Origin of the sequence: Rheinheimera sp. 1928-s (genome assembly GCF_029269265.1) — a bacterium.
Lineage (GTDB): Bacteria > Pseudomonadota > Gammaproteobacteria > Enterobacterales > Alteromonadaceae > Pararheinheimera.
This window is the reverse complement of the sequence record NZ_JARIXP010000007.1, coordinates 42,421-68,360: the sequence shown is the minus strand read 5'-3', so window position 1 is coordinate 68,360 and position 25,940 is coordinate 42,421. Positions and strand designations below refer to the sequence as shown.

The window sequence follows — 25,940 nt, the reverse complement described above, 5'->3', positions numbered from 1 at the left end:
TTACTTACCAGTTGGTGATTTGCAGACCCAGCACAAAGGTGCGGCCATATTGCTCATACTGGAAGTTATAAGGCTTACGCCCTGTGTACGCGTAATAAGGTTCGTCATTGACGTTGACGACATTAAAGTAAAGCTGCATGCCTGGTTGCACTGTCCATTTGCTGGTGAAATCAACCTGCATATGATCATCAGCGTGCACGTCGTACTCTTTGTCCGTGATATCACCCACTTCAGCCAGATAATCAGATTTATAGTTCGCAGCCAGGCGCAGGCTCACTACGTCGGTTTCATAACCCAGGCTGAGGTTCGCTGTTTTATCGGACTGGCTGGGTAAGGCCACTTCACGACTGAATAAAGTACCATCATCAAACCATTCAATATCGGCGGCTGAATCCGTCAGCGTCAGGTTGGTTGACAACAGCAGGTTATCCAGCCAGTTGCCAAAACCTGAAACCTTATGCACAGCGTTCAGTTCGATACCATATAAATCTGCTTTACCGCCGTTGACATAGGTTTCTGCCACAGCAAAATCGGCGTATTCACCACGGCCAGCCAGATCGGCCTCGTAGATGAAGTTGTCAATTTGTTTGTAAAATAACATGGCAGACAATACACCCAGTTTATCTGCGTAGTGCTCAATACCCAGGTCAAAATTGTTTGATGTCAGAGCTTCTAATTCAGGGTTACCAAAAGCCGCTTCCAGCTCGTCGTCATCTTCTTCCAATAAAAAGGCGGGTGACAGTTGTTCAAAGTTAGGGCGTACCAAACCTGTACTGAAGGCAGCGCGGACTATACTTTGCTCCGACAGGTTATAACGTGCCACTACGGCCGGTAACCAGTAACCTTCAGAATTTTTTACCTGATTGGCACTGAAGCTTTCGTTGATGGCGTCATAACGGCTGCCGAGAGCATCGCGTTTTTCATGTTCATAACGCACACCAGTGATCAGCTGCCAGTTATCGCGTTCCCACTGTGCCATCAAATAGGCCGCGCTGATATCTTCATCCACCTGGTAGTCATTAATTTGTGATTCAACTTCATCCACAAAATCATCACGGTTCAGGCTGTTCACTAGCTGATAGATGTCATTGCTGTTGACGGCCTGTCCCATAGAGCCCAGGCCATAATCTACCTGTCCGCCCGAATAATCGGCCATGCTCAGTGCACTGACACCTAAATCTTCAAAATCTTCAAACATCCAGATGTCTTCATCTGCTGTTTTTTCGCGCTGGCTGAATTTAGCACCGCTTTTGAGGATCATGCTGCCCTGGCTTTGAGTAAATTCGCGGCTCAGGTCAAATTTGACATTACGTTCAGTCTCTTTGGCATAAGTGTCGCCCATTTCGACTTCTTTTAACTCATAGCCATCGGCCAAATAAGCTTCTGCTGGAGCTGTTAGTCGTAAAATAGTGCTGCCGCTGTAGCCTACGCCTTCGTCAAACTCCTGCTCAAAGTCGGCAGCGCCAATATTAAATGGCGTATCTTCATCTGCTTTGCTGGCACCGGCTTCCAGTTGCCATTCCCAGTTGCCTGACGTCTGTTTAGTACCCAGTACAAAAGCACTGATACTCTGAGTTTCTTCCCGTTGTTTTAAGGAACGGATCAGCGCTGCTTCACCTGTATCGCCGGCAAAAAGCGGATCGGCCAGTTCAACGATCATGCCCTGACGTTCTTCTGTATCGCTAAAGCGGCTGTACAGAGTGCGCAGGTAATAGTCGTTGTTATTGCCTGGTCTGTAGTCCAGATTCAGTGCCACACCCAAACGCTCACGGCTGATGCTGTAATCCCTTAACTCAAATTCTTCCAGGCCTTCTTCAAAGTCCCAGTTGCCACCTGTTTCAACGTTTTCAGAGCCAAACTTACGTTCAGCAAAACTGGCAGCCAAAGCCACACCAAAGACGTCCGTTTCGCCACCTAAATCCATAATCTTGCTGATCACACCAGACACTTTAGGGCTGGTTTTGCTCTGCAACTCGTTATGGCCTGCTTCTACAGTGGCGGAATAAAAGTCGTTGCTGCGATCAAAGGCAGATAAACTTTTGATTTCTACTGTGCCACCCAAAGAGCCTGCAGGCATATCCGGAGTCAAAGTTTTATTCACTTCCACTGACTCAAGTAAGTCAGAAGGAATGACGTCCAAAGCTACAGCACGGCGACCTGCTTCAGGCGCTGCCAGTTGAGTGCCGTTGTAAGTCACTGCATTGTAGTCTGGTGCTAACCCCCGAACCCGCACAAAACGGCCTTCGCCCTGATCCCGCTCTACAGATAAACCTGCCAGACGTTGCAGTGCTTCACTGACGTTACTGTCCGGGAACTGGCCCATTTCATCCGTACTTGCCACTGTCACAATGCCATTGGCGTTACGTTGGCGGTTTAACGCTTTGCTGATAGCACCAGACTGACCGACCACTTCTATATGCTCAACAGAATTGTCGGCTGAAAGCAGTTTGATATCACCCAGGCGCTGATGAGTATCCGCAACCACCAGTACTCTTTTTTCCGGAGCTGCGCCGAGGTAATTGATCAGCAGAGTATAGGTACCGGATGGCAACTGGTTGAAATGAAAGCTGCCATCTGCACCTGTAGTGCGGCGTAGTTTTAATTCCGGGATACTGACTTCAGCGCCAGTCAGCAGACTATTACGGTTATCCGTGATCCGGCCTTGTACATCCGCATCTGCCAGCAGTGCCATAGATAATGTGCTACAAGCCAGTGTTACGGCGCAGGCCAACAGGTTTGGGCGATAGTTAAGTTTCATGTGTGCTCTCAGTGTGCTTATTAGAACTGTGAGCCAGTGTGCCGTTGCTCTGTGACAAAACACCGCTTCTGAACCTGTTTGCTTGAGCGCTGCTGACCCGGGTCTTTACCGCTCAATCTGCTGCTGTCTATGCCGTACTTTGTCATGTGATTGTCATGCGCCAACCGCAAAATGGTTTTTATTTGCCTGGACCTGAGTATGACGTGGCGCCAACATCGCTATAAATTAATATGCAGCCTGCTGCTTTTGCTTAGCGGTTTTCTGCTGGCACTTTTTTGTGGTTATGCCAAACAAAGCCATGAATTTGACTGGGTGGATGTGCTGGGGGAAGGTACGACCTTGCTGGTGGCTTGTGGCTGGCTGGGGCTGATTATCAGCAGCCGCCCGGCAGGGCGGGTGACAGAGTGGCTGTATTACGGCAGCTTATTGCTGGTGTACTCGTACTTTCTGGATTTACTGGATGAGTTTATTCAATACCCGGAAGAAATCCGGCTGATGAGCTGGCTGGAATCTTTGCCTGCGCCTATTGGCATGCTGGTACTCACTTATGGTTTGATTGGCTGGCACCGGGAACAGCGGGCTATCAATAGGCAATTGCGTGGACGGGAGCTGTTTTTACGCAATCATGAATTAATTGACCCTTTAACTCAGCTGTATGGCGCTGAGTATTTACTGGCTGTGTTGCAAAGGGAAGTTGAATTGCATCAGAGCCAGCGTCAGCCATTAAGCCTGTTAGTGCTGGATATTCACAACTTCGCCGATTTTAACCGACGTCATGGCATAGCTGCAGGTGATCATTATCTGAGCCAGTTGAGTGAGTTGCTGCTAAGTCAGTTACGCCACAGTGATGTGGTTTGTCGCTACAGCGGAGATTGTTTTGTCGCAGTTTTACCCGATACAGCTGAAGCTGCAGCTCAGATCATAGCTCAGCATTTGCAACAGCAGGTGCAGCAACTGACGGATGCAGAAGGCAGACCTGAGCTGACTATGGCCGCTATGCAAGTGAGTCAGGATTCGGCCTCTGCCACGCTTAAAGCTGCGCTTTCGATCTTGGTCGCTGCTAAACAGAGCACTGAATTCAGATTGCAGCCTGTCTGATGCCAGCACGCCACTTTGATTCTCACGACAAAATTCTGTTGCTGCAACATGGCAGTACAGAGTTGCTGGCTTTAGCTCAGCGTCGTGGAGTTGAACTGCATAAGTTATTGAGTGGCACTGGTATTTTTGAGCAGGACTTACAAAGGCCGCATGGACGACTGCACCATGCAGATTGGCTGAAACTGCTGCACAATTGCCAGCATCAGCTAAAAAGCCCAGAGCTGCCTTTTTTATTGGGCAGCGCTATGCTGAACAGCCGTTATATTGCGGTTTGCCAAAGTTTGCAGTACGCAAAAAACCTGAAGCAGGCGCTCTGTCATTTGTATTACTTCCGTCACCAGTTGTTTCCAGGCTTTTATGCCAGGCTTTACCAGCAAAATGACCACCTGGTGATTGAGTTTAAAGCAGCATTGGGTTTAGCGTCGCAGCGGCCATTTATGTTGACCATTTTATGTTCGCTGTTGCTTAGCCTGATTAAGCAGCAACTGGGGTCTTTGACCGGTGTGAGTGTGCAGTTACAGCAGGCTTGCGCTGAACACCAATTGCAGTATCAGTTGCAATGGGGCTGTGAGCTGAGTGTCAATCAGCCCTGCGACACTTTACGTATTCCATTACCCCTGTGGCAGCAGGCTTTTAGTGATGCCGACGCGGATCAATTTAAAGCGGCCAGACGAACCTGCCGTCAGCTGAACCATGTGTTGATAAAACAACGAGGAATACTGGAAAGTATTTGTCGGTTGCAACAGCGCGCTTTACCTCAGTTGTTAAGTCAGGAGCAGGTGGCTTTGGCTTTAGGGCTGAGCAATAGCGCACTTAAACGTTTGCTCAGTCGGCATGACACTAATTTTGCCCGTTTAATAGATGAAGTGCGTCGTGACGCTGCCCGCAATTTACTGCAACAAGGCCAGTATTCAAACCGCCAATTGGCCCTAAAGCTGGGCTATTCAGATGAACACAACTTTCGTCGTGCTTTTAAGCGCTGGACAGGATTAATTCCCAGCAGTTTTAAAGGCATGTTCCATTTTAATTAACCCGCAACGTTTGACAGGACTATCTATGAAAACCAGTTTCAGCCTTTTTGTACCTCTGGTACTCAGCGTGTTGCTGAGTGCCTGCTCTCCGGCAGATTCACCAACTGAGCCAAAACAATCAAGCCCACAGGCACAAGTAGCTCCAGTGACTGCACCAGTTGCAGCAACACCAGCAGAAGCGGGCTCCGTAGTGCTGGCTTTTGCTGTATTGGGTGATGCTGAACCTAAACCTGAACCCCAGTTTCCAAACCTGGCTGCAGCTGTAGCCGATGTGAATCAACTGACAGAACCTCTGAAGCTGAGTTTTGTGGTTGGGGTGGGCGATATTGCGCACAAGGGCACTCAAATCCAGTATGAAAACGCAACTCCAGTACTGCAACAGTTGAAACTGCCGTTTTATCCTATTATGGGTAATGAAGAACATGGCAGCACAGTAGAGCGTTTTATGCAGTTTGCTAATCTGTGGAACCAGGGCAAAGTGACGATCGACTCACCCAGTTATGTGCTGGAGTATGATGAAGTAGCTCTGGTTTTTGCGTCTCCAGACCATGGCCGTGATTTTAATGATCAAGGCATCAGCTGGATCCTTGGCGAGCTAAAACGCTTAAACAACAAAGCAGTGCTGTTAATTGTGCATGGCGCTCAGGCAGGGGTTTATCCTGAAAATGCAGAAAAAGGTATTCATCATCCAGGTTTTGCAGACGTGATAACTCAGCCCAATCTGGTTGCAGTCATTTCAGGTGATTTACATATGGATATGGACAGAGTGGCGCACTCCAAGCAACTAGGGCAGGTGCATTACTTACATATTCCAGCGTTGGAACGCACTAAAATTCCTGATGAGACCAAACATACGCCTATGTTCAGAGTCTTCAGCCTGAATGATAAAGGCATAATGCAGGTCGACACTTACCAGACTGGTGTTGCGACACCGCTGCCACAACATAGTTACAGTTTCAGCATAAAGCGCGCTTCCTAACAGCGGCAGTCAACGACAATGCTGTTGAGTGTCAGAACCTGACCTCGTTAGGGCAGTGTAAGGTACAAAATAAAAAGGCCGGAGCTTTGTGAAATCACTCCGCTCTGGCCTTTCCACACTTCCTGCCAAATTAAAAAATTAAAAAGTCAAAACTAGCACTTACCTTTTTTCGCCTGGCCCGGCGGACAATGTTTGTTCTTGCCATGACCATGGCCTTCAACGACCACCCCAGGAATGATCACTTTAGGTGGCTCTACTGTGACACTCGGTCCTCTGACTGCACAGCCTGTTACACCTGACATCAGTACTGCTGTAACAATTAAAGCTGAATAGATACGCATTGTTTTCCCTTTTATTTAAACTAGCTCTGCTAGCTTAGTTTCAATTCAGCCAATTGTACAATCGCGGCTTGAAGTTGATTTAGTGGTGGCGATGATAATGGCGTTTATGTTTTTTTTGCTTTTTATGATAGTGCCTGTCCTGATGATAATGGCGCTCTTCAACCACAACTACAGTGGGCCTTGGCTCAACTATCACAGCAGTGCCGTAATAGCCTGCTGGTTCAACCCAGACACTGGGGCCACGCACCACACAGCCTGTTAAGGTCAGTAAAACTGCAATACTGCTGGTCAAAAACAATGCTTTTTTCATCATAAGCTCCGTTTGTAAAATCGTTACTAATCTGACAGGTAGTAGTCAACCGTCGCTACCACTCTGACTTTTTTGATATAAGGCGTGTTGCTGTCACGGTCACTGATACTGAACTGACCCTGGCTGGCGGTTTTAATTTTGCCCAGTTTGCTGTCTGAGTCAGCGGCAAATTTAGTGGCCACTTCACGCGCATTGCGGGTTGCCTCTTCAATCATGTCGGGCTTTAATTCGTTTAAACCACTGAAAATAAATTCGGGCTTACTGTCATAATCCTGCCCCGCTATGGCGATCCCTGTTTTACTTAGCTCCAGTAACTTCGCCATGGCCTGATGCACTAAATCGACATTGCTGCTGTATACGGTGACAATGGAGCTGGCGGTGTAACGCATCTGATTGGCATTGGGGTCGTAATAACCAGCCTGACGGTCGACAATTTGTGGCACACCCACAGAGATCTCTTTTTGACTAAAGCCCTGCAGTTTTAAAAACGCCTGAATTTGCTCGTTTTTACGCTCAATATTAGCGACCAGCGTGGTCAGGTTATTGTCGACATCGTTAAATTTAATGGGCCAAATCACCGTATCTGCGGCAACTTCCCGTTCAGCTAAACCTTTGACCTGAACAACGCGCTCCATAGCTCTGAACTGGATCAGGCTGCTGGCTAAAATAGCGCTGCCTGCCACTATACCCAAAGCCAAAACTGCTGCTGCAACCCATGAACGGGACTGGATCATATAAACTCCTTATTTTGAGATAAGCTAAGTGTATGCAGAGTAGCTGAATGGCTGATTAATACTTTGCTGATAGCAAAAACAAGCTGGTGACTTTGTGTTTAGCTCTTTATGATGGATGCCCAGCCTTCTCAGCAGACGACTTTTTTTATGCAAATTGAACACAAAAAAATCACGTTAACTACGCCAACCGGGCCTATGCTGGTGTATCAGTACCAGCCATTAGGTGCTGCTACTCTGGGTAAAACCTTTCCGGCTATTTTGTTTTATTCCGAGATTTTTCAGCAAACTGCTCCCATAGCCCGCAGTGCTGCACTGCTTGCCAGTCATGGTTTTGTGGTGCTGGTGCCTGAAATTTTCCATGAACTAAATCCGCTGGGTACTGTGCTTGCTTATGACGATGCAGGCAAAGACAAAGGCAATCAGGATAAATGGACTAAACCGCTGGAAAGTTATGACAGCGACAATCAGGCCATGTTGGATTATTTAAAAAGCCTGCCTTATGTCCGGCCTGAAGTGGGCGCTATGGGCGTTTGTATTGGTGGCCATCTGGCATTTCGTGCTGCGCTCAATCCGGCTATCAAAGCAACCTATTGCTTGTATGCCACAGATTTACACAGTGATACTTTACCTTGTGGCGACGGCCAGCAGACGTTAAACCGTGCCGCTGATATTCAGGGCGAACTGGTGATGGTTTGGGGCAAACAAGACCCTCATGTGTCTGCTGAAGGGCGGCATAAAGTGTATCAACAACTGACCCAGGCCAAAGTTCATTTCAGCTGGTATGAATACAATGCTCAACATGCTTTTATGCGTGATGAAGGTGAGCGTTATGATGCTGCTTTGGCTTTGCAGAACTATCAGCAGGCTGTGGCTTTGTTCCGCCAGATGTAGCGGCTACAGGCAGTTTTTCTGGCTTTGGCTTTGCTTAACGTCGTAAAATGGCTGCCATTCCTTACAGGCCTTTAAGTACAGTTGAGAGACGATGAATTGTGTTGAGTTTTTAGCCGGACGTTGTAGCTCCTGTAGCCAGCTTGCTGTGCCTTATGCTGAACAATTAGCACAAAAACAACAGAAACTGGCGCTTTTGATGGTGCCTTTTACGGAAGCCGAACTGCTGCCGGCAGTGGCAAGTGAGGAACAGGGCTTTCGCACTAAAGCCAAAATGGTGGTGTCTGGCACAGCAGCAGAGCCTGTGCTGGGCATTCTGAACGGACAAACCCCAGTCGATTTATCCGCTTGTCCTTTGTATCCGCCAGCCTTCGAGCCAGCTTTTGCCTTGATTAAGCACTTTATTCAACGTGCCGGGTTAACCCCTTATCAACTGGAGCAAAAACAGGGCGAGCTGAAGCTTGTGTTACTCAGCCAAAGTCAGCATTCAGGCCGTTTTATGCTGCGCTTTGTGTTGCGCTCGAAAAACTGTCTGGCGTCCATTCAAAAACATTTAGCCTGGTTGCAACAGCAATGGCCAGCACTTGAGGTCTGTTCAGTGAATCTTCAGCCCGTGCATATGGCGGTGCTGGAAGGGCCGGAAGAAATTGTGTTAACTCCAGAAGAGTTGTTGCGCGAGGAGTTAAACGGCATTCCACTTTATTTGACGCCACAAAGCTTTTTCCAGACCAACAGCACAGTGGCTGCAGCTTTGTATGCCACAGCAAAACAATGGGCAGAACCCTTAGCAGGGCATAGGCTTTGGGATTTGTTTTGTGGCGTGGGTGGTTTTGGTTTGCATCTGGCCAGTTCAGCACAAGGCCAGGTTCGGGCATTAACTGGTATTGAAATTGCGCCCAAAGCCATTGCCAGTGCAACACGTTCAGCCGCTGAACTTGGGCTTGCTGAGGTTCAATTCCAGGCATTGGATGCCACTGCGTTTGCCAAAGCGGCAGAACAAACACCAGATCTGCTGCTGGTGAATCCACCACGTCGGGGTTTGGGGTCAGAACTTTGCAAGTCTGTGTTGGCGTTACAACCAGCATGGCTGATTTATTCCAGCTGCAATCCTGATACTCTGGCCAGCGATTTAGCTGTGCTGACAACAGACTACCAACTGCTCAAAGTGCAGCTGTTTGATATGTTTCCTCATACCCATCACGCAGAAGTGTTAACCCTGCTGCAGCGACGGGATCTGGTGAGCTGAAGCGGGGTTTATTTCTAATCGAGTCGCCCCAGAGTTGTTCTGTATCTTTTTTGTTGCTGAAGCATAAATGATCAGAATTTCTTTAAGCTTTTGCTGACCTCAATCAGCTGAGCGGGTTTAGGCCATTAAAAGCTGAGACTGACAAGGTTGTGGTAAAACAGATATCAGTGAAATAATTCGTAGTATTCTTTTACAATCAGTTGTTTAGCAAGGCTTAAGATCGAAGTCAGTAGTGTAAAAATAAATTAATTTCTGTGTAGCTAAGCATAACTGATAGGTTAATTTCTTGGTGTTTATACGCGGAAAATACGTTTTTTCAGTCTTTTTTTAAAGCTTAGCTATCTAAGCTATGGATCTGCTGCTAACTTTTTATCACTATTATCATATTCCTAAATCCAATCCATACCCTGTTGATTTTAACCTGTTGTGGTCCACTAAGGAGAGTGTCACAAATGCGTAAGAACTTACCTGTCACCGAAAAAGAACGTACTTTTCCGAAAGAGCAGCAGCTCATTTCCTCTACAGATATCAAAGGCACTATTTTACATTGCAACGATGCTTTTGCTTCGATCAGTGGCTTTAGTAAAGAAGAGTTAGTGGGCAAACCTCATAACATTGTCAGGCACCCTGATATGCCAGAAGCTGCATTTCAAACCATGTGGAGCTATTTACAGCAGGGTAAACCCTGGATGGGACTGGTGAAAAACCGCTGTAAAAATGGTGATTATTATTGGGTCAACGCGTACGTGACTCCCATCACAGAGCATGGCCGTGTTGTAGGTTATGAATCGGTGCGTACTGTACCAAGCCGCGCTCAGGTGGCGCATGCCGAGCAATTATATAAAGCTATTAATGCCGGGAAAAACACAGCAAAAGCGGCTTCAGATCTGTCAGCAGATTTACGCTGGGCTGTGATGCCGCTGCTCTTTGTCGTTGTGTCTTTGTTGTTGTGGTGGTCCATTGGTGCTGTAGCTGCAGCTATCGCTTTGATTTTAAGCGCTTTTATAAGTTATTTTCTTGGTGTCTATCGCTTAAAGCAATCCTTGGCAGGACTGGTCGATTTATTGCCAACTCCTTTCACCGATCCCTTGGCTGTGGCCTCTTATGCAAAACATCAGGGCAAGTTAGGGCAGTTGGAGGTGGCGCTGTTGGCAGAGTCTGCTCATTTAAATACTGTGTTAACCCGGATTGAAGATGCGTCCACTAAAGTGGCTGTGCAGTCGGATCAGGTGCGGCACTTGTCGGTTGATGCTGCCGATAGTATTCGTAAACAGCAAATGCAGACAGAGCAGGTTGCGACCGCGATGAATGAAATGACCACTACTATTGCTGAGGTGTCTGCTCATGTGCAGGACACAGCGAGTAAAGCTGATGATGCCGATGCGTTGGCCCGTTCAGGTTCAACTGTGGCGGCACAGACCCGTGGTGCTATGCAACAGTTACAAAAAACAGTCAATGACATCAGTCAGTCTGTGGCTGATTTGGCGGATCAAACCAATAAAATTGTTGGCGCTGCACAAATTATTGAGCAGATCGCAGAGCAAACGAACTTGTTGGCATTAAACGCTGCTATTGAAGCGGCGCGTGCTGGTGAACAGGGCCGGGGTTTTGCGGTGGTCGCTGATGAAGTGAGGCTGTTGGCTTCCCGCACGACCGCATCGACCAAAGAGATTTATGACATTATTCAGCAGCTGTCGACCAAAGCCAAAGCGTCAGTGCTGGTTGCGGAAAATGGCCGTAAAGATGCTGAATTAGGCGTGACTCAGGTGGCTCAAACGGAAAAAGTATTAGAGGGCATCAGCCTGGCTGTCAGCAGTATTGCCGCTATGGCAGGACAAATGGCGGCTGCTGTAGAAGAGCAGGCTCATGTGGCTGAAGATATTAATCAGCAAATTGTCAGTATTTCTGATCTGGCCAGCAAATCACTGAGTCAGGGTACTGCGGTCAGCGAAAGTGGTAAAGATTTGCAAAACACCTCTGAGCAATTGCATGAACTGGTGGAGCGTTTCCGAAAAGTTTAATCTGTGGCTTCTGACGAAAGCTGGGCAACCGGCTTTAGTCTTCAAATACCGAAATGGCCTGTAACTGTTTAAAATCTGTCATCCCAGACAATACCTTTAAAATACCATCCTGCACTAAAGTGCGCATACCATCGGCTATAGCCTGCTGCTGAATTTGCTCTATGCTGGCCTTGTGATAAATCAGCTGGCGCACCTTAGAGGTGATAGGCAACAGCTCATGCACGCCGACCCGGCCTTTGTAGCCTGTTTGTTCGCATGCAGGGCAGCCTTTTGCTTTGTGTAGTGTCAGCGGATTTTTTAGTTCCAGCTCGGGGGCAAAGGCTAAACCATAATGCCGCTGTAAGTAGTCCAGCTCAATCTGATCGGGTTGGTAAGCTTCTTTGCATTTGCCACACAAAGTGCGGACCAGTCGCTGCGCCAGAATACCTATACAGGCATCTGCAAAGTTGATAGGGTCTATACCAATATCTATCAGACGGGTTATGGTTTCGGGGGCCGAATTGGTGTGTAGTGTGGATAACACTAAGTGCCCGGTCAGCGACGCTTCAATACCGGCATGGGCTGTTTCTTTGTCACGCATTTCACCTATTAAAATAATATCCGGATCGGCGCGCAAAAAAGCCCGCAGTGCCACAGCAAAAGTTAAACCCGACTTATTATTCATTTGCACTTGCTGCAAGCCTGGCTGCGTGATTTCAACCGGATCTTCAGCAGTCCAGATTTTTTTATCTGTGGTATTTAACTGGCCTAAGATGGCATGCAAAGTAGTGGTTTTACCGGAGCCTGTAGGACCAACCACCAGCAATACCCCATGAGGGTGTTTAATCATCTGCGACATCATCTGGTAATTGCGTGGACTCAGTTGCAGCTTGTCAAAAGGCAAAGCTTCACCACTGGCTAAAATCCGCATCACCACACCTTCACCAAATACAGTAGGTAAGGTAGCAACCCGGACTTCTATAATTTTATTCGCCAGCTTGACACTGAATTTACCGTCCTGCGGCAGACGTTTTTCGGCTATATCCAGCCTGGCCATAATTTTGATCCGCGACACCACGGGCGGCATAAAAGCCGGCGGAATTTGGATCAGTTCACGGCACTCGCCATCTATCCGCAGCCGCACCCGGCAGGAGCTTTTGCCTTTACCGGATTCAATATGAATATCCGAGGCATTCAGGCGCTGAGCGTCCATTAAAACCCTGTTCACCAGCTTCACCACCACAGGGGTTTCTTCAGAAATACCTTCGTCTTCCTGTTGCAGAGTCTCCAACGTCAAATCGTCATCGGCTTCATTCAGCAGATCGCCTAACTCGGTTAAGTTATCCTCTTGCTGGCCTTTAATGTAATGGTCGATATCGTCAGGCAAAGCAACATGAATATCGTAGCTCAGTAAGCCTGTTGCCCGTTCTACTTCCATCAGGGTATCGGCGTGGTTGGGGTTGGTCAGCACTATCACCACTTTGCCTGCCTGATCTTCAAGGATCACCAGATGGTTTTTCAACAGGTAAGAGCGATTGAGTTTGCTGTTCAATCCATGCAACTGATATTTGTCCGGTTCAAAACCAATAAAGCTGACCTGATAAAAAGCCTCCAGCGATAAGCCCAATTGCTCTTTGCTGACTTTATATTCTGTGATGATTTTATTCACCTGATGAGCAAAATCTGCTGGTGGTACATTGAGCTGTTGTAATTGACTGGCCGAAATTAAATTTCGATGCTGTAAATAATCAAAAGGCCCACGGGTGGCACCTAATTCATAACGGAATTTTTGGCCAAGTAACTGTGCCAGTTGAGTGGCTTTGTCGCAGTCATCCTGACTAAAAGCAGCGGATGTTTTAGCGTTAATCAGCTGGATCACACCCAATAACACATTTTGCTCTGTAATGGGTACTGCTAAAACTGAGCGGGTACGAAAGCCCGATTTCTGGTCAAACTGCCGGGCAAAATTCAGTTTAGGGTGAATGCTTTGTAGTTCCTGCTCATCGTAAGCGTCTTTGATTAGCACTGATTTTTTACTTAAAGCGACAAAACCTGCGATAGATTGTGGGCCTATAGGCACCCGTATTTCCGTCAGTTCTGAGCCGGTTTTAAAGCGCGAATAAATATCCTGACTATGATAACTACGCTGATAAATAGTGATACGTTCAGCCGCAAAAAGCTGCAGTATTTGTGCTTCCAATTCAGGAAATACATCCAGAAAACGCTCTGAGTTATGGATGGACTGGAACAGCTCTAACAACTTCTGATAAAACGCCATAAGACCCCTGCACCAGACTGTAGCTTGCCAAAGAAAGGATAATTTTTATTATTTTCAGTCTAGCATAGGGGATTATTTTTGCTGGGAGGCACTGTAGCTAAGTGCTTGATCCAAGAGCTTGATTAAATAGCAGCTGTCGGGCAAATGCCCGGCTGTGAAATGGTAAAACTAAGCAATTGGTAGCCTTGTGCTGATTGTTTTAATTGATACACCACGCCGTAATCCTGTTCACTCATCTTTGGTGCGGTTAACTGGCTAAGCAGATGGATGAGTTCTGGAGTGGTATTGCTGTGTCCTACCACCAGTAGCGGGCTGTTTTGCTGGTGAATGTCCTTGGCAAGCGCTGTTAAATCCCTGGCGTTATACGCTTTGAGTGATGCCGTTGGCTGAGTTGTCTGTATTTGTTCTGCTGTTTGTTGGGTTCGTTGATAACCACTGTGGTAAATACGGGTCAAAGCTACTGGGATCAGTGCCGCCATCGCCTGCGCCTGGGCCAGACCACAAGCACTTAAGTGGGGGTCTTTATCCGCAGATTTCACTTTTTCGGCATGCCGAACCAGATAAATTTCAGCGGGCGCTGAGTGCAGCTGAAATGCAGAACCAGTCAACGCTGTTATTGCAGCCAGAGCCACTATTTTTTTCATTATTGCTTAACCCCTTTTTTCCTGCTGTTTCGTCTAACTGAAAAACAACAGGAGAATGCCAGATGAATACTATACATACTATGGATACCAGCACAGATACAGCAAAATTGATGGCGGCCGCTATACCGGCTTTACTGATCACTTTTTTATTGTTTGCGTTGATGCAGCAATTAATAGGGGCTGACAGAGTTTCTGTACAACCACCTGTAGAGGCTGTTGATCATCAACTGCATGAACCGAGAAAAGACAGTCAGGCCAACATCATCATACGGACTTTGCCAGAACCACCAAAACCACTAGCAAGACCGGATTCTCTGACAGCTGAAACCATAGGTGAGTCAGGGCCTTTCATTGAGTTGTCCGTGGACCCTGTATTGCCTGGACTTGAGTTAACTGATGCAGGTGAATTTAGCTTGCCGGATAAAACAGCCACAGCTATGGTGCGTATTGATCCCAGATACCCGGTTGAAGCCGCTAAAAATGGCATAGAAGGCTGGGTAAAGTTAAGTTTTTCAATTGATACCACTGGCGCTGTGATTGACGTTGAAGTGCTGGACGCTGAACCCAAACGTATTTTTGACCGGGAGGCTGTGAAAGCCTTACGCTCCTGGAAGTACCAACCTCAGTTGGTCGATGGCAAAGCTGTGGTACAACGTCATTTACAGGTGCAGCTGGATTTTAGTCTGGATAAAGGTTAAATAACTATGCGTCAAGCCAGCACTGCTGTAGTGCTGGCCTGGCTGAAAGAGGAGTAAGGGATGCTGTTATCCTGGTTAAATCGACATAGTGCTCTGCCAGAGTCTGATCCACAGCGGCTGATGCAAGCTTATATACAAACAGATAATCCAGCTTACCTTGCCCAGTTGATCCATTCTTATGGTGATGATTTATATCATTTTTTGCTAAAGCAAAGTGACCCGGCACTGGCGGCTGATCTGAGTCAGCAAAGCTGGTTAAAGGTGATGCAGCAAAAACAACAGTTTGCCGGACACAGCAGTTTTAAAACCTGGTTGTTTGCGATAGGCCGCAATTTGTTGCTGGATGAATTCAGAAGACAAAAACGCTGGGTCTATGAAATCAGTGACGACTTAGCGGCGGAAGATAACAGCCCTGCTGCAGCAGTTGAGCAGCAGCAAAGTGAACTGAAGTTACAGCATTTATTAGAGCAGCTGCCGTTATTGCAACGCGAAACTTTATTGCTGCAACTGGAAGGATTCAGCTTAGTGCAGATAGCACAAATCACTTCGACAGAACCACAGACCGTCAAAAGCCGTTTACGTTATGCGCGGCAGGCGTTGGCAAAACAGCTTGGAGAGCACGATGAATAAGCTGGATGAAAAACTACAGCAGTTGTATCAGCAAAGTAAAACTGAACAGCCTATGCCCGATCAACTCAGGCAGCAGTTGTTACAACTCAAGCCTGAACCCCGCACAACAAACTGGAAATCTTTATGGCCTGCAGTGCAGGGCCTGGCGGCTTCTGTGGCTTTAATCTGGTTAGCACAACAAATCTGGTGGCAACCTGCCTATTACCAAATCGTGTTGCAGTCGGATGCAGGCTACCATCAGGTGCAGTTGCATAGTCTGGCCAAAAACGAGGTGTCGCCACAGCAAACGGCTTACCAGCAACGATACCAACAGTATCAGCAAGCCCGTCACCAACTTGAGCAAAGTAACAGTCTGGTTGGGCAGCTCAGTTTTAGTGGTCAGCACTGGCAAGTCGAAGTGTGTGATCAGCTATTGGTGAAAATTGATCAGCAACTGGCTCTGGAATTACAAAAGGATTTGCCATGGCGGGCCGGGCAATGGGTAGAGCTTAAAACGGGTCAGCAAGGACAAATTCTGGCAATAATCTCAGGTAAACAAGCGTTGCAGTGCAGCAGTTGAAAAGAAAGGTTCACGGCAGGACTTTTATTTTTTACACTAAGCATCGTTTTAGTTGTGGATGATGCTTAGTGGAACCTGTTTTAACTTTTCTGACCTCTTATCCCGAAGCAGTGCGAACACAGGTACAGTCGCTGATTGCACAGGGGCGTCTGGTTGAAGTACTGGCTGCTCGTTACCCCCAACTGTCGCACGATATTCAGAATGATAAAAGCCTGTATCAGTTTACTCAGGAGCTAAAACAACGTTTTGTTAAATCCAGCCCACCTGTCAGCAAAGTTTGTTTTGACGGTAAAATTCATCTGGACAACAGTTTAGGCTTGCATAGTTTCGTCAGCAGAGTGCAAGGTGGCAAACTGAAAGCAAAACAGGAAATCCGTATTTCCGCTTTATTTAAACAATTGCCATTTCCTCTGCTAAAAATGGTGGTGGTGCACGAATTAGCGCATTTGCGCGAAAAAGATCACAACAAAGCCTTTTATCAATTGTGTCAGCATATGGAACCCCAGTATCATCAATTGGAATTCGATTTACGTCTGTTTTTAACTTTGAGACAGCTGGAAGGAAAAGCAGTATGAAGCCTGATGGTGATGCAGTTTTTGTTTATGGTTTGTTGATGTTACCTGAAGTCGTTTTTGCCATCACAGGCAAAGACTATGTGATGCAAGACGCCAGCCTGCTTGATTACAAAAGGTACGGTTTAAGCCAGCAACATGCCAATACACCAGTGCCTGCCTTAGCTCATTGTCCTGGTCATTTGCAGCAGGGAAAAGTACTGTTGGGGGTTTCGCCTGACGAACTGGCGAAGCTGGATTTTTTTGAAGAGCTGGATTCTGGTTTATACCTGCGCGAGAAAGTAAGAGTGCAATCTTTGGGTCTTTGGATAGACGCCTGGTGTTATACAGTAGGGCCAGCTTTACTGCCTTATGTTGACGGAGACTGGTTTTTGCATCAAGTCAGTGAAAGTCATAAAGAGCATTTGATTACACAGCTGATACCGTCGATGTTAACGACTTATCATAAATTACAGGCCAATACAGGCACTAAAACAAAGGCAAGCCCTTTGTCTGAGGACTGAAACATTGAAATTAATCCAATTACTGGTGGGCGCATTCCTCGTCCTTTCCCCCCAGTTACTGGCGGCTGATGTTGATCAACTGGCTACCAACTTTGACTGGCATTTTCGCCAGACACTAAAAAAGAACAATATTCCAGGTGCTGCTTACGCTATCGTTAAAGATAACAAAGTAGTGAAAGTTGGTGCCTATGGTGTGCGGAATGTCGGCACTAAATCAAATATAGATGCGTACACAGTGTTCCGGTTGGCCTCTGTATCAAAAACCTTTACTGGCCAATTGTCGTCTTTGTTGGTGCATCAGGGCCGTTTTCAGTGGGATGATCCGGTAACCCGTTATGTGCCTGCATTTTCTTTTAAAAGTCCGCGTCATACCGGAGCCTTGAAAGTAGAGCATTTGTTATCACAAAGTGCGGGTTTGGTGCCTAATACCTATGATGACTTAATTGAAGCCAACCAGACTCCAGCTCAGATATTGCCTAAGTTTCGTTACTTAAACCCTCGTTGCGCGCCAGGCAAATGTTATGGTTATCAGAACGTGTTGTTCAGCCTTATTCGTCCTGTTATGGAAAAAACCACGGGCAGTAGTTTTGAAAGCCTGATGGAGCAAAAGCTATTTAAACCGCTAAAAATGCCAACAGCGTCAGTGGGCTACTCAGCGTTTTTGGCCTCTAAAAACCGTGCTATGCCTCATGTCCGGGTGAAAAGGGGCTGGGCTGAAGCTAAGGTCAATCCAAGTTATTATCGGGTAAGTCCGGCCGCTGGCGTGAATGCCAGTGTGATGGATATGAGTCAATGGCTGATAGCTCAACTAGGTCATTACCCTGCCGTATTAAGTCCGGCCATGCTGCAGGACGTGCGTAATAAAAGAATTAAAGTGGCTGATGATTTAGGTGGCCGCACCTGGGGCCAGTATGTCACTACGTCACATTACGGTTTAGGAGTACGCATTTTTAATTTCGGTGGTCATGAAGTCTATTATCACGGCGGTTGGGTCAGAGGGTATCGCACCGAAATGGCCTACTCCAAAGAAAAAGGTGTAGGATTAGTGGTACTGATTAACGCCGAAACCAATCTGGTGGGGGATTTATCCACCTGGTTCTGGTCAAATTTACTGGCGGTTAAACCGCAGAAAAAGAAGCGTATAGCAGCACAAATGCAGCAAGAATGGGATATGGAAATGGAACCTGACGTCGAGTGGCAAGTGCCTTTGTTGGCAGACTGACACCAGACAGAGGCAAAGGACTGCTATACTCTCTGCTTATTTTGGTACAACCTGAATGGCCCGCTGAAAAGGATAGATGCCCGATATGTCGATGGGAACCATAAGTCAGTCTTCGTATAGTAAAACTGTAAAAACTATCCTGAGCAAAATCCACGATGCCACAGCCTTGAATGATTCTGTCTATGAGGTGGCGACTGATTATTTTCGGCATGCGAAGCAGCAGGATGAAAAACTTCAGCAATTACAATTACAAGTCCGCAAACTGGAAAAAAAGCCTGAGCTGTCTTCCAGCGAACAGAAGCAATTGGCTCAAGCTCAGTCGGCGTTAAAATTGTATGTGCGTATGCTCGATGACAGCAGGGTAGAGCGATACAGAGCTTTAAAAGCACTCTGTTTGTCGGTATTACAGCTGACTGAGGGCGAAAATTTTGATGAAACAATCCAAATGTCATCGAAGTTTTTGGGCACTATTCAGTTGCTGGCACCCAGTAACGGCAAATATGTCGCGGCAGTGAACCAAAAGTTTAAACATCTGTACAAAGGTATTTTAAGCCTGCGTTTACTCGACCGCCTGCTGCTGGATAACGAACTGAGCAATAATTATGTTCTGGGCAAGATGCGTGCAGCCAAAGAAATGCTGGATAACTCAGATGCAGCTTATAAAGCCGACTATTCACCTTTTCGTGATGACGTACAACTGCCGTTATTGATGGCGGCCATATTGCAGGATATCGGCACTTATCACCCAGACGCTTTGGCTATTCTCAAAGGTGCAGATGGCGATCTGGATGAGTTCCGGGTTTTGGATGATGAAAACCGCGTAGCGCTTTTGAAAATTAACTATCAGGAAACCCTGAGTTATATCACCAAAGGCCTGGCCTGTGACCGTTATGTCGGGAATTCAAAAGAAGAACGGGAGCTGTTTAATCAAAACGAGCAAGACAAACTGAATTTTGTCTATACCTTGCTCAAAAACGCCATTAAACCCGAAGGTGGCGTGGGTAACTTACTGAAAATTCCACAAATTTATACCTCAGTTGTCTTGTCGACTAAGTTAAACCACAGCTACGAGTCTTTACCCAAAGCGGCGCTGGTGCTGCAAAGTGGGGTAGATCGTGGTTACTACCATAAAGCTGCTGTTGATGCGCTGATTAAAATTACCGGCCTGTTTCCGCAGGGGTATGGCGTGACTTATATTCCAAAAGACTCAGACAAACGTGATTTGGACAGGTACGAATATGCACTGGTTGTCTCTTTGTATCCGCCTGCTACAGATATGCCGATATGCCGGGTGGTCACCCGCAGTATGACCTTTAGCAATACAGGCACCAATGTGGTTATTGGTGTAGATAACAATCTGTATTTCCCAACGGCACGGAAAAAGCTGGAAAAAATGAGCGAAGAGCGCCTGCTGGAAATTCTGAGCAAGCTGGTGTCGAATTTTGAAGAACGTAAGAATATGGAGCTCATTCCTAAATGCTGGTTTCCTGACGAGTATTTTTCTTACAGCAAAAATCAGAATTTATGGAACAGAGTGACCACCATTCAAAACTGAAGTCCTGTTCTGATAAAAAAAGCCCGGCATAAAGCCGGGCAAAAAATAGCGGTTCAGGGAGATAAATAAAACCGCTTGCGCTAGAACTCCTTAAATCAAAACGCTGCCTCTGTGCTGAAATCTTCACTTCGGAATGACAACAAGCCAAATTTCTGAAAGCTATGGACCATAGCTTCCGGCATTGGTTCAGCTAAAGTTGCGTTCGTTTTTCAAAATAAGCACATCAAAAGTTGTAGCAGCTGATACCAGTGATGCTGAGTGCCTTTGCGTCAGAGCATCAGCTGAAGTTGTGATTTGCATGGTGACGCTGCATCCATCTTGTGTTGATTTGTGCTCAGCATAAAGATGGATGCAGGTGAAAGATAACGCTTTAACTTAATAGCCTCTATCGGGTTAATTGATGAGGCGGCTTTATGACAAGCCTAAGTTAACATTGCAGCAGTACGCAACAATACAGCGGATTGACGTAGCCATCGCAAGTTTTGTACTCACGGTAGCCTTTAGAATACGCCAGTGCCAGCCAATAAGCCTGGCCCTTTACTATGACGCGCTGACTGACAGGTTGCTGCTGCGCAGAGCGAAATAACTCGTCAGGCAAGGGCACACAATGTCCTACAGGCCAGAGTTGTGTATGACTGGATGACAAAATAGCCCCTTTCTCATCGATAAAACAGGCGGAAAAGTCAGCTTTAATTTCCCCCTGTTCATTTTTGGGCAAAATATCCAGCAACATTGCACTAAATTGTGGCGCACTATCAAAGATCAAGGCTATACCGCCCTGAGCTTTTCCTGTGGTTGCATCGGTAAAAACTGGAGCATGGTAGATGTATGTGGATTGCTGTTGATACAACAAACTGGGCACAAAAGCGCTAACCGCATAGTGATGGGGAGAGTCTAATAACAGGCACTGCGCAGCGCCACTTTGTTCTGGCATTTGCTTTAGCTCTGTCTGGTGTTCTCTGGCACCGCACAAGATAGTTTGCTTTGCATCGTAGATATAGATGTTGGAATAAACTGTATATAAATCATTGATGTAAGCTAATTCTTCAGCGGCCTCCTGTTGTTTTTTTGCATCAGGATTTTGCAGCAACAGCTGGAATTTCTTGTTGTGTGCCCACCAGCGACAGTCGTTGGCCCGTTCATACAGATTTCTGTCCATGATATCCAATGCCTGTCGCGCCAGCATCATCAGTTCTTCCAGTTGACTATGCAGCACTGTATGAGCCAGTTCTTCCACTGAATGGGAAAATACCTGATGAATTTCTTTGCCTATACCGCGGATTGCGTCCAGTACCGGCACAAATTCGACAGCGTCGTTACGGGCTGCTGAAATCACACCATTCAGTACAATCAGGCTCAGCTCTTCGTTAACCTGCAAGGAGGAACGATGGATCTGAAAGAGTTCAGGGAATAATGTCAGATTATCAATATCCAGAACTTGCTGCGTCGATGTTGCCTGAGCAGAAAAGCTGTGTAATGGTGTCCAGATCTGAGTTTGCCAGGCCGGACCAAAGTAGCCCTGATAGCCCTGAGTCTGAGCGAAACTAAGTAAATAATCGCGGTTGTCTACTTTTCTGAGCCCCAGTTTCTGTTGTCGTCCAGAAGTCTGTTGTGGCGGCAAAGAGTCAGGATCTGAACTGAAGACGGTGGAACCATCATCAGCCTGCAGCAACAAAATACTTTGACTATGTTCTGGAATTAAGTTTTTGAAAATATTGATTATTTCATCTTCAAATTTAAAGCAAAGGCAAAGTACGCCAAGCGCTTCGCCCTGATCTGATACAACAGCCTGAGCATAAATCAAACTTTGTTTTTGGTTGGGCTGCAGGTCTGAATACCTGAAGGTTTCACTAAAATTCCGGGGCTGCTGCAAGCAGTGTTGCACTAAGGGATCACGGCTGTAGTTCTGAGTGTACGACTGATCCAGCCTTAGCAGGATCTGCCCGTCAGGACTCAGCAGAACCACATCCTGATACACTGAATAGTAGCTGACATAACTGGCTAAATGCTGCTGCATCGCATCGGTTGATCCAGCGGCTGGCGCAGCTAAAAAGTCGCGAATTTGCGAGTCTGTGGCTAAAAAACCTATATCTGCTGTACGTTCAAACAAGTTGCGGATCAGCACATCAATGGCAATCTGGCTGCAGGCTTTGTCTGTCAGTAAGGTTTTTTTGGTTTGTTCCAGCAGTAAGTTGTCGATCAGAATTTGTTGTAATTCAGTGAAGCGTTTTTTGGTTTGGTCCATATTGTCGAGTATGGTAGAACCAAGACGTAAGCTATTGATTTTACCTATTAAACTAACCTTACTCCACCAACTGTCCAGTTCAGTTAATTTTTGTTCGTACTGCAAAACGCCACTCATGTGAGGTTTCAGATGATTCTTATGGTGCTCGAAAAAAAACTGCATGGTTAACCTGACGCCTGAGCTATTGCCCTCCAATGGATCCGCAGCTATCAATGCAAGGGGTTTGCCAGTTTGTTGGCCCTTTGTCTCAACGATTTTTTCGATACAAGTCTAAATAAAAGTTCAGGCTGATCTGCGGTGAGCTTTGAGCAAATTGTTGCTTTTGTTCGCTCTTAAACTTCCAGGCTAAAGGTGTCATCTCCAACAGGTTCAGTACCATGTGCGCGGGCAAATCTGTCAGTTGATGTGTTAATTCCTGACGCTGTTGATGCACAAAACCCGGAATTACTTCAATCTGATCGCTATGCAACCTTACAGAGTTGTACACCTGCTGTTTGATCTCTACTAAATGTTTCGGCGCTGGCGTGACCGTCAGCAGCATGCCGTCAGTTTTTAATACCCTTGCCAGTTCTTCCGGCTCACAAGGAGCACAGAGTTTAAGTGCTGCATCAAAACTTTGATCGGCAAAAGGCAGATGCCAGGCGCTGGCGACACAAAAGTGAATCGCAGGGTAAGTTTTGGCGGCTTTTTTAATAGCGGTTTTGGCGATATCCACACCGTACAGAGTGGCGTCTTTACCAGCCAAAGCCTGAAGCAGCCTGTGACTGTAATACCCTTCACCACAACCTAAATCCAGCACTACAGACTGTTGTGGCAGTACAGCGGCGAAGCTTTGGTTCACCGCATCGGACAGCAACTGGTAATAACCTGCATTTAAGAAATCACGGCGGCATTGCATCATCAATGCAGAATCGCCCGGCACTTTGGAGTTTTTTTGCTGCACCGGCAGTAAATGCAAATAACCTTCTTTGGAACGATCAAAGCTATGGCCCTGAACACAGGCAAAGCTGTTGTGGTGTTGAGTCAGGCTCTGTTGGCAAAGCGGGCAGCGGTACATAACAACTCCATTATAAAAAGCTCAGTTAATTCAGTTGCAACAAATCCCAACGGGTACCGTACAAATCTTCAAACACCGCCACAGTACCATAAGCTTCTTCGCGTGGCGTTTCGAGAAACTTCACACCTTGTTGTTGCATCATGCTGTGGTCGCGCCAGAAATCGTCGGTATTTAAAAACAGAAAAACCCGGCCACCACACTGATTGCCAATCTGTTGCTTTTGCTGCTTATTACTGGCTTTGGCCAGTAAAATAGCTGTTTCTGACGCACCTTTGGGTCGTACCACCACCCATCTTTTTTCACCTTGTGGGCTGTCTTCTACTAAGTCAAACCCCAGTTTTTGCGTGTAAAACGCTATCGCTTCGTCGTAGTCAGCCACTAACAGACTTATTAAACCTAAGCTTTGCTTCATGATAGGTGGTTCCGGCAGAGGAAAAAGTGGCGCTATGCTACCGATCCGATGCGGCGGATGCCAGCAATTATTAGCCTTTTGCCCCTGAGTTGCTGGGCAGTTGAGGATGGCTGTTGGTATACTGCGGTCTTTATTTTATCTGTGTGGAGAGAAAAATGTCTGGTGCAGAACTGGAACTCTGGTCTTTAGATGAGCTCTGTGATCACGCTTTTGCTATTTTTGAAGAGCTGGCAGAAGAGAACTTATCAGTTGAAGATTATGCGTTGTATCAACAACATGCGTCGGCTTCAGCTTATGTTGACCTGGTGCCTGCCATCGACGACTGGGTGGATATGATCGCCATGGATATTGACCCTGAACTGCATGTGGAAGCCCACATTGGTTTGGCTGATGTGAATGGCGCTGCAGAAATGGTTTTGGCCAGAATTTTATTATCTAAAGAAAAATATGAAACTTTATGCCATGCCCGCTGGCGTGGACAGGAGTAAATCGGGCTAAAAAATTAGCCAAGTCTCGGATTTTGTATCGTTTTTTCTAAACTTTTCTTTTGCGACTGGCCATCTTCCGCCTACACTAAATAGGTGTGAGTGGCCGATCATCGAACTGAGAAAAAACGAGGCAAAGGTTTGAGTCTTACCCGATTTGATTTTAGTAAGTTATTTGATCTCAATGTGTTAGTTGTTGAGTCTGATCCTGCGTCTGGTCATCAGTTAAAACAAATACTGACCGGCCTTGGCATCAAGAAAGTGGAGCTCAGCCGCACAGCTCAGGATCTGTTGAACACTGAAGGCACTGCACCTTACGATGTAATTTTGCTTGATTATGATGCGGAACCCTCTTTGGTTGGCGCCGATCTGATTGATTTACTGCTGCACAAACACATTGTCAGTCCTTTAAGCCGCTTGGTGGTGTTATCCACAGTGACAGAGCGGCAGAAGTATGCTGTCGATTATCCTTTTCATCAGATTGATTTTCTCGACCGACCTTGCAATAAATTCCATATAGACGAGCAGCTCAAACTGCATGTCCGCCTAAAAGCTTTTATGGATCAGATCCTGCCGCTGGTGCATAAACGTCGTTATGTTGATGCTTTTAAATTGATAGGTGAGCTGCAACAAAAAGCTGGTGCTGATACCCCAGTGGCTGTGTTGCAGCTAAAAGCGCAGATGCTGCTGGAGCTGGGCGTTTTTGATGCAGCTTCTGCATTGATTAAATCAGCCTGCGCCAAGCAGCAGGGCTGGGCCTTATGGTTGCAGTTCTTACTGGATTACGAACAAGCTGATCTGCAGTCCTGCAACAGCTTTTTAGTGAATGTGACCGAAGAAGCACTGCGTTATCAGGAACGAAAAGAAGTCTGGCAAGTGTATCTGGCGCTGGAAAACGAAGACTACGCCGCAGCTCTTGGTGTGGCTGTTAAATTCCCGGCTGCTGGTATGTCGACCCATATTACTCAGTTAGTGCAATTGGTGATGATGGTGTCGGATAAAACAGAACAAGCCATTGAACTGATAGAGCGCAAAAGACGGCAGGCTGGCAGTGGTTACCAGTTTTGTCTATTGACGGTAACTTTGTGTAAGTTGCTGCTGTTTTTAATGGCGCAGCCGATGCCAGAGCAGAGAGTTTCTCAGTATCAGGCCATGTTGCAACAATGTTTTCGTCAGTTGATCACCGACAAAGAAGCCAGCCAGTTTGCGGCTGATATCATCTGGTTGCAGGGCAGCTTAGTCTGTCAGGCTGACGGCAAAGAAGCCGCCATTGCCTTCTTAGAGAAACAAAAACAACATTTAGCTGCGATGCAGATGTCTGTCGCCAGTCAGTGTCATGGCGCCAGCCTGATGGCGGGTCTTGGTAAGATGAATGCTGCCTTTGATTTAATGTATCTGGCGAATAAAGCCCTGAATTTGATGCCGCACAGCATACATAAAGTTTATGCGGCTTGCGTGCATCAGCAGGCCTTTCATTTGATTTATACCGCAGAAGACAGGGGGCAGGTGTATGCTCAAATGGGTTTACGGCATGAAAAAGAAGGTGAATTACGCCCGGCAGCTCAAATGTATTACAAGGCGTATCTGGCAGAACCTGGTTATTTAACCCATCAGGAACATTTAGCAAACTTGCTAAGCCAGTTAAAACTAAGCAAGTTTAAAACCTTTGTGCTGGATGAGTTTAACAGCCGCTGA

General features: G+C 46.6%; 24 protein-coding genes. 15 read left to right on the top strand and 9 right to left on the bottom strand.

Features of this window, described 5'->3' with window-relative positions; genetic code table 11:
* Positions 1-4 precede the first annotated feature (4 nt).
* Positions 5-2,758, bottom strand: a complete 2,754-nt coding sequence (locus tag P3C17_RS17105) for a TonB-dependent receptor (protein WP_300930568.1) — start codon at positions 2,756-2,758, stop codon at positions 5-7.
* A gap of 198 nt (positions 2,759-2,956) precedes the next feature.
* On the opposite strand from P3C17_RS17105, the gene P3C17_RS17100 reads away from it, so the two are divergent.
* From P3C17_RS17100 to P3C17_RS17090, 3 genes are read left to right on the top strand one after another with little or no spacing between them, the layout of a single operon-like run.
* Complete coding sequence (locus P3C17_RS17100; RefSeq protein WP_300930567.1) at positions 2,957-3,856, top strand: GGDEF domain-containing protein; 900 nt, start codon at positions 2,957-2,959, stop codon at positions 3,854-3,856.
* Positions 3,856-4,887: an AraC family transcriptional regulator gene (locus P3C17_RS17095; protein ID WP_300930566.1), complete on the top strand. Its 1,032-nt coding sequence runs from the start codon at positions 3,856-3,858 to the stop codon at positions 4,885-4,887. Before P3C17_RS17100 ends, P3C17_RS17095 begins: the two co-directional genes overlap by 1 nt.
* Positions 4,888-4,912: 25 nt before the next feature.
* Positions 4,913-5,866: a metallophosphoesterase gene (locus tag P3C17_RS17090; RefSeq protein WP_300930565.1), complete on the top strand. Its 954-nt coding sequence runs from the start codon at positions 4,913-4,915 to the stop codon at positions 5,864-5,866.
* A 152-nt stretch (positions 5,867-6,018) separates the two neighbouring features.
* Here the strand turns inward: P3C17_RS17090 and P3C17_RS17085 are convergent, their stop codons facing one another.
* The 3 genes from P3C17_RS17085 to P3C17_RS17075 form a co-directional block, all read right to left on the bottom strand.
* A complete protein-coding gene (locus P3C17_RS17085; protein WP_233079081.1) occupies positions 6,019-6,207 on the bottom strand; it encodes a hypothetical protein in 189 nt (62 codons plus the stop codon).
* A 79-nt stretch (positions 6,208-6,286) separates the two neighbouring features.
* Entirely contained in the window at positions 6,287-6,520 is a 234-nt protein-coding gene (locus P3C17_RS17080) for a hypothetical protein (protein ID WP_300930564.1), read from the bottom strand.
* A 23-nt stretch (positions 6,521-6,543) separates the two neighbouring features.
* The gene (locus P3C17_RS17075; RefSeq protein WP_300930563.1) at positions 6,544-7,251 is read right to left on the bottom strand and encodes an SIMPL domain-containing protein; all 708 of its coding nucleotides are present in this window, start codon (positions 7,249-7,251) and stop codon (positions 6,544-6,546) included.
* Positions 7,252-7,398: 147 nt separating this feature from the next.
* Here P3C17_RS17075 and P3C17_RS17070 point away from each other — a divergent pair, with 147 nt between their 5' ends.
* From P3C17_RS17070 to P3C17_RS17060, 3 genes are all read left to right on the top strand, one after another.
* On the top strand, positions 7,399-8,142 hold the full coding sequence (locus tag P3C17_RS17070) for a dienelactone hydrolase family protein (RefSeq protein ID WP_300930562.1): 744 nt from the start codon (positions 7,399-7,401) through the stop codon (positions 8,140-8,142).
* A 91-nt stretch (positions 8,143-8,233) separates the two neighbouring features.
* Positions 8,234-9,385, top strand: coding sequence for a 23S rRNA (uracil(747)-C(5))-methyltransferase RlmC (rlmC, locus tag P3C17_RS17065; RefSeq protein WP_300930561.1), 1,152 nt, complete (start codon positions 8,234-8,236; stop codon positions 9,383-9,385).
* A 452-nt stretch (positions 9,386-9,837) separates the two neighbouring features.
* Positions 9,838-11,406: a PAS domain-containing methyl-accepting chemotaxis protein gene (locus tag P3C17_RS17060; protein ID WP_300930560.1), complete on the top strand. Its 1,569-nt coding sequence runs from the start codon at positions 9,838-9,840 to the stop codon at positions 11,404-11,406.
* Between the two features lie 34 nt (positions 11,407-11,440).
* Here the strand turns inward: P3C17_RS17060 and P3C17_RS17055 are convergent, their stop codons facing one another.
* Positions 11,441-13,663 carry a GspE/PulE family protein gene (locus P3C17_RS17055; protein WP_300930559.1) on the bottom strand — a complete coding sequence of 741 codons (2,223 nt, stop codon included), beginning with the start codon at positions 13,661-13,663 and terminating at the stop codon, positions 11,441-11,443.
* 122 nt (positions 13,664-13,785) lie between these two features.
* Positions 13,786-14,307 carry a histidine phosphatase family protein gene (locus P3C17_RS17050; protein WP_300930558.1) on the bottom strand — a complete coding sequence of 174 codons (522 nt, stop codon included), beginning with the start codon at positions 14,305-14,307 and terminating at the stop codon, positions 13,786-13,788.
* Positions 14,308-14,369: 62 nt separating this feature from the next.
* Here P3C17_RS17050 and P3C17_RS17045 point away from each other — a divergent pair, with 62 nt between their 5' ends.
* The 7 genes from P3C17_RS17045 to P3C17_RS17015 all read left to right on the top strand — a co-directional run bounded on the left by P3C17_RS17045 (position 14,370) and on the right by P3C17_RS17015 (position 20,046).
* Entirely contained in the window at positions 14,370-15,005 is a 636-nt protein-coding gene (locus P3C17_RS17045) for an energy transducer TonB (RefSeq protein WP_300930557.1), read from the top strand.
* Between the two features lie 60 nt (positions 15,006-15,065).
* Complete coding sequence (locus P3C17_RS17040) at positions 15,066-15,635, top strand: sigma-70 family RNA polymerase sigma factor (RefSeq protein WP_300930556.1); 570 nt, start codon at positions 15,066-15,068, stop codon at positions 15,633-15,635.
* Complete coding sequence (locus tag P3C17_RS17035; protein WP_300930555.1) at positions 15,628-16,194, top strand: hypothetical protein; 567 nt, start codon at positions 15,628-15,630, stop codon at positions 16,192-16,194. Before P3C17_RS17040 ends, P3C17_RS17035 begins: the two co-directional genes overlap by 8 nt.
* 68 nt (positions 16,195-16,262) lie before the next feature.
* Entirely contained in the window at positions 16,263-16,769 is a 507-nt protein-coding gene (locus P3C17_RS17030) for a M48 family metallopeptidase (RefSeq protein ID WP_300930554.1), read from the top strand.
* Positions 16,766-17,269 carry a gamma-glutamylcyclotransferase family protein gene (locus tag P3C17_RS17025; protein WP_300930553.1) on the top strand — a complete coding sequence of 168 codons (504 nt, stop codon included), beginning with the start codon at positions 16,766-16,768 and terminating at the stop codon, positions 17,267-17,269. The genes P3C17_RS17030 and P3C17_RS17025 overlap by 4 nt, the downstream gene beginning before the upstream one ends.
* 4 nt (positions 17,270-17,273) lie before the next feature.
* Positions 17,274-18,491: a serine hydrolase domain-containing protein gene (locus P3C17_RS17020; protein WP_300930552.1), complete on the top strand. Its 1,218-nt coding sequence runs from the start codon at positions 17,274-17,276 to the stop codon at positions 18,489-18,491.
* A gap of 85 nt (positions 18,492-18,576) precedes the next feature.
* Complete coding sequence (locus P3C17_RS17015; protein WP_300930551.1) at positions 18,577-20,046, top strand: hypothetical protein; 1,470 nt, start codon at positions 18,577-18,579, stop codon at positions 20,044-20,046.
* A gap of 427 nt (positions 20,047-20,473) precedes the next feature.
* Here P3C17_RS17015 and P3C17_RS17010 read toward each other — a convergent pair whose 3' ends face one another.
* From P3C17_RS17010 to P3C17_RS17000, 3 genes are all read right to left on the bottom strand, one after another.
* Positions 20,474-22,453 carry a cache domain-containing protein gene (locus P3C17_RS17010; protein ID WP_300930550.1) on the bottom strand — a complete coding sequence of 660 codons (1,980 nt, stop codon included), beginning with the start codon at positions 22,451-22,453 and terminating at the stop codon, positions 20,474-20,476.
* 85 nt (positions 22,454-22,538) lie between these two features.
* A complete protein-coding gene (gene rlmA / locus P3C17_RS17005; RefSeq protein WP_300930549.1) occupies positions 22,539-23,348 on the bottom strand; it encodes a 23S rRNA (guanine(745)-N(1))-methyltransferase in 810 nt (269 codons plus the stop codon).
* Between the two features lie 25 nt (positions 23,349-23,373).
* The gene (locus tag P3C17_RS17000) at positions 23,374-23,760 is read right to left on the bottom strand and encodes a VOC family protein (RefSeq protein ID WP_300930548.1); all 387 of its coding nucleotides are present in this window, start codon (positions 23,758-23,760) and stop codon (positions 23,374-23,376) included.
* A 155-nt stretch (positions 23,761-23,915) separates the two neighbouring features.
* Here P3C17_RS17000 and P3C17_RS16995 point away from each other — a divergent pair, with 155 nt between their 5' ends.
* A complete protein-coding gene (locus tag P3C17_RS16995; RefSeq protein WP_300930547.1) occupies positions 23,916-24,248 on the top strand; it encodes a DUF440 family protein in 333 nt (110 codons plus the stop codon).
* 138 nt (positions 24,249-24,386) lie between these two features.
* The gene (locus P3C17_RS16990; protein WP_300930546.1) at positions 24,387-25,940 is read left to right on the top strand and encodes a hypothetical protein; all 1,554 of its coding nucleotides are present in this window, start codon (positions 24,387-24,389) and stop codon (positions 25,938-25,940) included.